Annotated in this window: 9 protein-coding genes; 7 read left to right on the top strand and 2 right to left on the bottom strand. The window is 41.1% G+C overall.

Translation table 11 applies throughout. From position 1 onward, the window contains the following. Nucleotides 1-154 precede the first annotated feature (154 nt). From ABJV04_RS16005 to ABJV04_RS15990, 4 genes are all read left to right on the top strand, one after another. Entirely contained in the window at nucleotides 155-625 is a 471-nt protein-coding gene (locus ABJV04_RS16005; RefSeq protein WP_348492581.1) for a hypothetical protein, read from the top strand. A gap of 94 nt (nucleotides 626-719) precedes the next feature. Next, nucleotides 720-1313: a class I SAM-dependent methyltransferase gene (locus ABJV04_RS16000; RefSeq protein WP_348492580.1), complete on the top strand. Its 594-nt coding sequence runs from the start codon at nucleotides 720-722 to the stop codon at nucleotides 1311-1313. A gap of 132 nt (nucleotides 1314-1445) precedes the next feature. Next, nucleotides 1446-2033 carry a cytochrome b gene (locus ABJV04_RS15995; RefSeq protein WP_348492579.1) on the top strand — a complete coding sequence of 196 codons (588 nt, stop codon included), beginning with the start codon at nucleotides 1446-1448 and terminating at the stop codon, nucleotides 2031-2033. A 276-nt stretch (nucleotides 2034-2309) separates the two neighbouring features. Continuing rightward, nucleotides 2310-2621: a hypothetical protein gene (locus tag ABJV04_RS15990; protein ID WP_348492578.1), complete on the top strand. Its 312-nt coding sequence runs from the start codon at nucleotides 2310-2312 to the stop codon at nucleotides 2619-2621. Nucleotides 2622-2885: 264 nt separating this feature from the next. On the opposite strand, the gene ABJV04_RS15985 is transcribed toward ABJV04_RS15990, so the two are convergent. Then, the gene (locus ABJV04_RS15985; RefSeq protein ID WP_348492577.1) at nucleotides 2886-3068 is read right to left on the bottom strand and encodes a DUF6435 family protein; all 183 of its coding nucleotides are present in this window, start codon (nucleotides 3066-3068) and stop codon (nucleotides 2886-2888) included. 372 nt (nucleotides 3069-3440) lie between these two features. On the opposite strand from ABJV04_RS15985, the gene ABJV04_RS15980 reads away from it, so the two are divergent. The 3 genes from ABJV04_RS15980 to ABJV04_RS15970 are packed head-to-tail and all read left to right on the top strand — an operon-like array spanning nucleotide 3441 to nucleotide 8991. Next, complete coding sequence (locus tag ABJV04_RS15980) at nucleotides 3441-7142, top strand: ATP-binding protein (RefSeq protein ID WP_348492576.1); 3702 nt, start codon at nucleotides 3441-3443, stop codon at nucleotides 7140-7142. Further along, nucleotides 7139-7774 carry a hypothetical protein gene (locus ABJV04_RS15975; RefSeq protein WP_348492575.1) on the top strand — a complete coding sequence of 212 codons (636 nt, stop codon included), beginning with the start codon at nucleotides 7139-7141 and terminating at the stop codon, nucleotides 7772-7774. The genes ABJV04_RS15980 and ABJV04_RS15975 overlap by 4 nt, the downstream gene beginning before the upstream one ends. Continuing rightward, nucleotides 7771-8991, top strand: a complete 1221-nt coding sequence (locus ABJV04_RS15970; protein ID WP_348492574.1) for a phosphoenolpyruvate carboxylase — start codon at nucleotides 7771-7773, stop codon at nucleotides 8989-8991. The genes ABJV04_RS15975 and ABJV04_RS15970 overlap by 4 nt, the downstream gene beginning before the upstream one ends. 80 nt (nucleotides 8992-9071) lie before the next feature. Here ABJV04_RS15970 and ABJV04_RS15965 read toward each other — a convergent pair whose 3' ends face one another. Then, complete coding sequence (locus tag ABJV04_RS15965) at nucleotides 9072-9629, bottom strand: NAD/FAD-utilizing enzyme (RefSeq protein ID WP_348492573.1); 558 nt, start codon at nucleotides 9627-9629, stop codon at nucleotides 9072-9074. Nucleotides 9630-9670: the final 41 nt, after the last annotated feature.

Genomic DNA, 9670 nt, shown 5'->3' with positions numbered 1-9670 from the left:
TATATTTTTGTTTTTACCTTTTAGCCATCACCAATCAAATATGGGGGCTTTGATGGCACATAACAAAAACATCATGGTGGGAATTTTACTCGCTGGCCTTCGGCCAAAAACACTCGTAAAATCCCCATATGTTAAGCGTTAGGTTTTACAAAAGATGGGCACCAATTGCAGCATTTGTGGCAGAAAATTAATTCAAGAAAATGATCCTCTCTCCTCCGATTGTGGTGGTGATTGTTGGGGATGTATTGGTGAAATAGAAGCTGATATGGGTGTTGAATACGCTATTAAACAGCTTAAAGAAGAATTTAAAGCTGGGTTACGAAATGATTGGCTACCTTCACCAAAAGTTAAATTTATTAATAACTCTGATGTGGTTGAGGTGTATCTAAAAAATCCGCTTGGCGAACCTTATGTAAACGAAAACTTTGAATTACAGCTTTATTCAGAGTTGATGTTCAAACGCACAAAGGTTTACTTTGATAAATTGGTTACAACTAATCTTAATGGTGTTGTAGTTATTCCTATTAATAAAAAGCGTAATCTAAAAAAGGATTGGTGTAAGGTTACTCGCGGGGATAAAATTTGGACGTGTCGAATTGAAGAGCGGGTAAAACCTAACAAGTGAATAATGTCGTTCGTAAACTCACTGGGACAAATACTTACTGGCCTTAAGCCAAAGAGATCACATTTTCCCATATGCAAAGCACTAAGGGTCCCAAATGAAACCTTCAGAATTAGGAACAAAATACGACAAAATCGCTCAGTGGTGGCATAACCAACACGAGCAGTCTTCCTATGGTGTAAGTCAATTCGAGCGGGCTATTGAGTATACTTCTGGTGGGGGAAAAGCGCTTGATGTAGGTTGTGGTGCTGGAGGTAGATTTGTTCGTATATTGCAAAATCACGGCTACTTGGTTACTGGCCTTGATGTATCGAAAGAAATGGTTAAGTTAGCTGAGCGTAATCACCCAGAACACAAATTTATCCATCAAGATATTTGCTCATGGGAAACAGAAGAAAAGTTCGATTTTATTGTTGCTTGGGATAGTCTTTTTCACTTGCCGCTCATGATGCAAAAGCCTGTTGTTGTTAAGTTATGCAATCTTTTAGCAAAAGGCGGTATATTGATATATACATTTGGCAATGCTCAGGGAGAACATACTGATCAATGGCAGAACGATACTTTTTATTACAGCTCCATTGGTATAAATGAAAATATGCAGTTACTTATAAACAATGGCTTGTCTATTTTGCATCTTGAGCTGGATCAGTACCCAGAAAAACATGTCTATACAATTGCCACTAAGCCTTAACAAGTCCATTAAATTGACAGTCTCATGCTGCACTTCGCTCGGTAAAATATGGCAAGGTTATGTCATGAGACAAAAAGTGACGTTGATGGAATATTGCAAAGCCTTATAATTTACATGTTGGATTAGAATATTATGATTAGAAATACTGAAAGAACGTATGGCAGTATTGCTAAATGGTTTCACTGGTGGGTAGCCTTTTGTTTTTTGGCTGCTTATGTGGTCGTATATTATAAAATTTGGTTTTTAGATAAAGATGATTCACTATTTCGTCCTAGTCTGAATATACATGTGGCCATAGGTTTTAGCGTAATTCTTTGGGCTTCTTTTCGTATTGGGTGGAGGTTGATGAACACTCAACCCAAAATGCCAGCAATGCCAAAATGGCAACTTCTTACTGCCCACGGGATGCATTGGGTTCTTTATTTCTTTATGTTTGCAATGCCAATTTCAGGGTGGTTTGGCTTCGGTGGTTCAATTGACTATGGAATTTTTCAGATCCCCACATTTCGCGAAACCGGGATTGGACAGTGGATTTTAGAGTTGTTCAATACTGAATGGGATGTCTGGGAGAAGAAATGGGATTTTTTCCATAAAGACATTAGTGGAGCTTGGGTACTATGGCTGCTAATTGTTATGCATGCTGGCGCAGCTCTTTACCATCACTTCGTACAAAAAGACGATACCCTAAGACGTATGCTGCCAGAGAAATTAGATAAATAAATTAAATTTAAAATAGCAGCCTAGAGTATAAAGTGACTAGATGATATTGAATATATCCAAAATTATTGGTGCTCTATTTAGCTCCGGCCACTAAAAAAAACGTGGCCTCCACGGGCAACCTAAGGGTTGCTTTGGCTGCTAATTGATGGAAAGTATTATCTAACAGTTTTAAATAATTATTTCTTTGCGCCGTTCGGCTTTTGCTGGTTCGTCGCTAATTTTAGTCAACAGTCTTAAGTCGTGTTGCGGCGATGTATGTACTAGGAAATTTTGCATATGAATTTACAGTTTAAGTTAATATTATCTACATTGACTATTATTCTAGTTAGCGGTTGTATTTCTTATGGCACTGAAGATTATGGCGAGTATGGTCTCAAACGAAAAGCATCTTTATGTGTAAATATGAACCCAGCTCAAGAGAAAAAGTGTAAGGATAGAGAATATAAGTTATCAATAGGATTGGGAGCAGATGAAAACTGTCATCATTCTTATGAGTATGAAAAAAATAGATGTAAAATTGAACAAGCAAAGAAACAAAAGGCACTTGACGAATCTCTTAAAAAACACACAGTAAAAAACAGCGTATAACAAACCGATTCAGCTCTTTTGCTGAGCTCACTGGGAATTTTACTCGCTGGCTCGCCTGATTCTTGGTAAGCATAGCAAACAAGCCTGCGGCCGGTATGTGAAGCCTTAATGTCTGCTTTAGCGCTGTAGTTCAATCATAAGCTGTATATTCCCAATGTCCCTGTATATAAATCCTATCTATTACTTGTCCTTGCTTTTACATCTCTGGGTGATGACTCTATGTGATAACTAGGGTGTTTCGGTAAAGTACCTTTTGCTCTGAACTTATCGCTGGTTTGAATTCGTCTCGAATTGCTCAATTTTGTCAAACAAGTCTTCTGCTTCGCTATTGAATTTTGCATAGTCTCGCATGTTACCATCGTGCTGTGCCTGCATAGCTTGGGTTAACTTTTGATCGTATTGTTTACGCAGCTTTTTAATCGGATTTGTTTTAAATAATCCAAACATAGTTAAATTTAAATCCTTTTAATTATGGTTCCTTTAATCGTAGAAGATAAGAACCAGTTTTCACCTTTTTTCGTTCAAAAATTTAAAAATAATTCCTTTTTTGTCCCTTAAGGTTAATTTTTTATCGAAAAAACCTTAAAAAGCACTGAATCACGACGCTAAATCAAATACTTACAATAGAGTTGCGGGTATCCACTTATTTTAACCCTTGCTTGGGCTATAAATACTGATATTTAGGGTGTTAAATTGCATTAAACCTCGCTAAAATCAGCGGTTGTACGGAATTCTACACCTGCTTCTCCATGTTACCTTCATTTAAGCATTTGAATCCCGAGTTAGCTGTCTCAATCATAATAATAAATTAGGATGTTTATGCCTGGGTTACATCGCATTATTCTCATCGACACGCACCTGCCAGGTGTAGTGGAATTAAAATTAAACGGCCACACCAATATCTGTGGAACCAACGCTTCTGGTAAAACTACCTTACAACGACTTATTCCGGTTTTTTACGGAGAGTATCCAAGTCGGGTTGTACCCTCTACGCGAGATAGTTTCGAAAAATGGTATTTGCCCCGAGAATCGAGTTTTATTGTTTATGAGTACGCCCGTAATGAAGGGGATTTGTGCCAAGTGGTTCTGGCGTCGTCAGGCAATGGGGTGAACTATCGGTTTATCGGTAAACCTTTTGAGCTCAACGATTATTTATACAAAAATAAAGCGGGCGAGCACAGCAGCGTGACCATGAATGAACTGGCGCGTAGTTTAAAGCGGGCTAATATTTTGGTTACCAACCTGCTTAATACCAAAGAATTTAAAGCAGTTTTACAAAACGATAGGGGGGTTTTAAACGACAGTACCAATAGTCGAGAATTGTTAGGCTACGCCAGAATATTTAGTTTATGTGAGCAAGCTAATCACCTTAGACACATCGAAAAACTAGCTAAAGCGGTACATTCTAAAGAAGGCAAAATGGAAACCATTAAAGCCATGATTGCCGCTATTCTAGAAGAAGACGGTGTGCAACCGCCGAGTTCCAGTTTAAGCAGAAACAGGGTAGAAGATTGGATTAAAGAGTGTCATCTAATTAAAGAGTTTGATGCTATACGTCCAGAGTTCGCCAAATTAGAACAAGCGGATCACCAACTCAATCAAACGGAATATCGTCTTTCTGAGCTGCAACAACAATTTGCCGTAGACAGCAGTGCATTGGCGGCCAACGTGGTGGAGTTTGAGCGTGAGTTAGATGAACTTCAACTGGCGAGCAAGAAGCGCGAATCAGATTGGACACAAGAAAGAGACGAGTTGAATCAGAACCTGTCAGTGGCCAGAGCCGACTCGGAAAAGTTAGAGTCAGATTTAGAGCAAATCGAAAACGAATACGATGATTGGCAATCTCAGGATATTGAAACTCTACAAAATAATTTACAACAATTACCCCAGTGGGAAAGTGAATTAGAGACCTCATCAACGCGATACACCTTGCTCACTGAAAAGCACCAAGATGTTGAAGCCAGTTTCAATAAACGCATCGCCCAGATCAGTGAAAAATTAAATGAAGAGCTTGAAGGTTATTCTGAAGAAAAAAGTCAGTTACAAGACAAACTGTCAGAACAAAAGAGTCAGGAACAGCAAAAACTACAGCAGATCCGAGATGACTATCAAGGCCAATTACGTAGCGTAGAGTCTGAGTATCGCCAACGCTCGGATGAGCTTAAAACCCAACATACAGAAGTAACCGCTGCTCTTAAAAACGCTGGCTTCGATGAGTTTGAGCAAAGTCAGTTAGATATTCTCGATGCCACATTAAAAGAGGCGGGTATTGCTGAAGATGCAGCGCGGGAAAAACATCGCAAAGCACAGCAAGAATTTGTGCTGGCAAGCCAAGAACGCAATAAAGCCAATGGTATCCTTGAAGAAGCTCGTCGCAGTCAATTAGACGCCCAGCATCAGTTAGACAAAATCGAAGGGATTCTGTACCCAGGTGAGAATAGTTTACTGGAGTTTTTACGCAAAGAACGTCCGGATTGGCAAGACAACATTGGCAAGGTCTTACATCCTGAATTGTTCAAGCGCAAAGACCTTAAACCCACATTAGACAAAGACGCCAGCAGCATATTCGGAGTGAAACTGGATTTGCATGCAGTTGATATGTCGGAATTTGCAGAAACTGAAAATCAGCTCCAGCAAAAACTCAGTGATGTACAACTACTTCTTGATAAAGCCATTGCTAAACAGAATGAAGCCGAACTTGATTTGGCCAAAGCCAGTGAAGAAGTACGCAACAAAGAGCTGGCGCAAGCAAAAACCGAAAGTGCCTGCAAAACCGCCGAAGCGAGCCGCAGACGGGCACAGCAAGACAAAGATCAAGTGCAACAAGAATATGCCCATGCTTTGTCTCAACGTAAACAGCAGAATAAAAAGCGTTTGAGCAGTATTCAATCTGAACAAGCTAAGTGTAAAGCACAACAGGCTGAGGCCATTGCCGAGGTTAAAGATCAGCAACGGGAAGCCGAAACAGAACATCAATTCCATTGGCAACAGCTGATTCAAGATATCCAATCTAACATTGCGATAGTGGACAGCCATATCAAAAAAGCCAAAGATATTGCAACGGAAGACAAACAAAAAATCGAGCAATGGAAAGAAGACGAGCTGAATAACCGTGGGGTGGATGTCGACGATATCGGCACATTGCAAAAACGCATAAAACAATTGCAAAAAGATATCACTTACACAGACACCCATCGCCATAAGGTGAAAGATTATCAGCGTTGGTATGACACCTATTTTGTTGGTTACAAAGTTACTTGGCAGCAAAGCTTAACCGCCGCTAAAAAAGCGGCAAGTAAAGCGGAACGTTTGTTGAATCAAAAACAAGCTGACTTCAAAGAACAGCGTCAGAAAAGTAAAGATCAGCAAATCCAGCTAGAGCAAGATCTCCGTACGGCGCGAGAGCAGCATACCGATGTGCTGAGTATCAACCGTAGCTTAGGCAAACTTAGATTGGCCAAAACCGAGGTAAGCAGTCAAACCAGTGGTGCGGCTAAACCGGATACAGTGAATATTGCCCAGCGCATATCGGAAGGACAAGAGTTACTGCAAACCCGTGATCGTTTGTTAGGGGATATTAAAGTTTATGTGGAACACTTTGACCAGCTTATTGCTGCCCAGTCAGGTACTGGTTTAGCCGATATTTGGGAACGTTCCAGAGATGAATGTGCGGTGGTGAATGACCAAGGTATTCGTAATATCGATCACCGCAGAATGGTGGTGCATTTGGCGCAATTATTAAACGAAGTGGTGCCACAAAAACTCCATGGGTTACGAGAGCAAGGGCGTATTTTTGGTGCTGATTTAACCCAATACTATAACGTTTTGGAAGATATCGACAAACGTATTGCCAGCCAAAGTAAAAGGATCAGTAAAGAAGTTGATGAAGAACTCTTCCTCGATGGTGTATCTGATTCGGCGGTAAAAATTCGCTCACGTATTTCCGAGTTGGAGTTTTGGCCTGAACTAGCCCAGTTCAATAAACTGTATCAAGGCTGGATGAAAAGCGGTGCTGTAGAATTACCAGACGATGAATATGCCCAGAGCATGCGTAAAGTATTGGATATTCTAGGACGAGCGGCCCTAAGTGGTGGCATCAGCAAATTATTAGACATTGAACTGCACATTAAAGAAGGTAATTCGAATCTGGTGATCCGCACAGATCGCCAGTTAAATGAGTCATCCAGTCATGGTATGGCGTACCTGATTTTATGTAAGTTTTTGTTGGCATTTACCCGTTTATTGCGCGGCGATGCAGACGCTACTATTCATTGGCCCATTGATGAATTGGGTACACTGCACCAGAGCAACGTGAAGAAAATTTTCGATGCTTGCCAGAATAACAATATCAGTGTGGTGGGAGCTTTCCCTAATCCTGAGTCTGAAGTATTAACTTTGTTTGATAATCGCTATTTGATTGATAAAACCACACGTAAATTGCAGGTTGTTCAACCTAAAATTAGTGCCATTGCCGAGCATCTGCAAAAACGCAAACAAGCTGAGCAAGGAGTTAACTCATGATTAGTGAACAAGGTCGTATTTTAGAGAGTTTGTTATCTGGTGCGTTTATCTGTCAAATTAGTGATGAAGACGGTTGGCGTTTCTTAAAAACCTCCGGCAATAGTGACAAAATTGAAGCGCAGTTGAATATGTTAAACCGTACTTTGGCAAGTGCTGCAGAAGGGGAGGTGTATTATGCAGCCTATCAAACCCTTGGCGACAACGAGCGTAAGGTATTAACTGGTCAATTTCAGGATATCTCTAGTCATTTGGTGCCCTTAGTGGAATGGTTGTTGTTGGTCCAGCAGGCCAGCGGCACAGATGTCCCTGTTACCCAAGGCACGGCCTTGCGCTTGGCGGAAATTCAGCTGACCATTGAAGATACCCCAGCATTTGCAGAACAACTGGCGAAAATTTCCCACTACAAACTTTTTGGTTCCACCAGTGTTTCTGTAGACGGGCAGATTAAGCAGGTATTTAAACGCCTAACTGACCTAGGTTATATGTTGCGTCCCAACCAAGATAAACAGATATTTATTGCCACCGGTAAAGTGGAATACCTTTACGAAGTGATTAAGTTTATTGATGAAACCGAGTCATTGTCTTTGTCTGAACAGGCCGATAGCGCAGTACAGCAGGGAAGTCTGATATGAATCAGAATCTACATCAAGCCGGAGTTAAGCTGCTTAATGCGTTAAGTCGACACGCTGATCTTCTGATGCAGGTGTATTTGTCAGGCACGGTGGATGAAACTAAATTCAGCCCCAAAGTTATCGACAGCTTAGTGCAAATGGGAATTTTATGGCGGCCAGATGCAGACGCCGATTTGCGTTTGAAAAATGTGGTTCGCCAATTGCTCGAAGGCAGTTTACATGACGAACGCAATCGTCAGATAGATGCCAATATTGGCTCAGCGTTGAAAGGCCTGAAAACCTTAGCTGATCATTATAAAGAAGCGTTGCAGCACCAGCGGTTTACCGAAGCAAACGCGCACCTGTCGGATTTAACCGAACATGTTTATGCGTTAACTGAGTCTTTGGAAAATAACGTGCGGGTGTTGTTTAGCCGAATCAATAATGAGTTTGGTTATGTATCTTCTATTGACGCGAAAATCCGTGAAAACCAATTGGCACAATCCCAAGTCTCGGAATTATTAGGCGAGTTGGAAATGTTCCAATTCGATGAGCTAAGTGAAATAGCCGCCAGTAATCGAGAGTTACGCCATTTATTAGTGGTTACCTTGCAACACAGTTTCTCTCGGGTGACCCAAGAGTTGTCAATTGTACAAGCTCGATTGTTGTCGTTGTTAGGCCGATTCAGAGAATTGCGTGGCCGTACACGATTACTCAAGGGCTTCTTATTGCACATGGAACATTCACCTAGTTTTGTGCCGGTGAACTATTGTGGATTAACCCAAGTCCCCATGTTGTTTAATCAGGCTGAAGCTGTGATTAAACCTGCTGCTGTGGATGTTACTCGGGTGGAACACGAACAAGTATTGCAACAGTTAGTAAGTGCCATTAAAACCTTAAATCGTCCACAAAAAGCCTATCAACCAGAGCGAGCGGCTCATCAAATTCATGTTGAAAAACAAAGTGAAGTGGAATTTGCCGAAGACAAGCTCAAAAAAGCGGTAGAAGGTTATTTCTGTCAGGTGATCGATACCGGTGAGCGTTTAACTGCCCTAGATTATTATCAGCAGCATCAATTGGAATTTGATACCGAAGCTTGGCTATATCAGGTGATTGGTGGCTATCAGGGTTTGACCTCAGAAGAACAATCCTATTTTGCCATTGAACAAAGTGGTGAGCTGCACCCCGTTTACAATGGTAACTTTATCATTCGTGATGTGGAGTTAGGATTACGCTAATGCCTTCACATGTCGCTGTTTACTGGGACATGTGAAGACTATTTAGATAAAAACTTAGGTTAAGGTTTTAAGGCAAAACCTTAGGGCATGACTTTCATAAAGTCATTAAATTTATCTTGGCTTTTCACCACCCATTCTGGGGGCGATTCACCGTTTCCAGCTAATTTCAGGTTGGGATGTTGACTTGCAACCTGTTCTACAATCTCCATTTGTTGTTCGGTGGCATCCACAAAAAATACGTGTTTCCCTTGGTTAAGCAATTTCTGAAATTGTTTAAATTGATAATTGGGGCGTTGAATACCAATAAGTCCTCCCTCCCAAGTACAAAACCCTAATATCGCCGCTGCTAGAAAACCAAATGGGATCCAGCCCGCCGCCGTGAGATGCCATTGCATGCTATAGGCTAGGATTAAAACCAAGGCTGCGGCAACCGCACCCACAACTGCGCCCATTTCGGTGGAGCGAACTACGTCTTTTTTTAGTACTGATTCAATGGCATGTAAGTGGTGTTTTTCAACCTCGGCATCGTTTTCACTTAATACGTGCAATTGGGGGGTACTCAATCCTTTGTCTTCAAGCTCATTTTGCATGACTTTTAAGTCATTCAAGTCATCACTTATGTAGTATTGTCTTTTCATCTCAAGTAACCTTTTAGAGTTGGGTTATTTCTGAAGTACCA

Origin of the sequence: Aliiglaciecola sp. (genome assembly GCF_039982535.1) — a bacterium.
Taxonomy (GTDB): domain Bacteria; phylum Pseudomonadota; class Gammaproteobacteria; order Enterobacterales; family Alteromonadaceae; genus Aliiglaciecola.
This window is presented reverse-complemented; position numbering and strand designations above follow the sequence as displayed.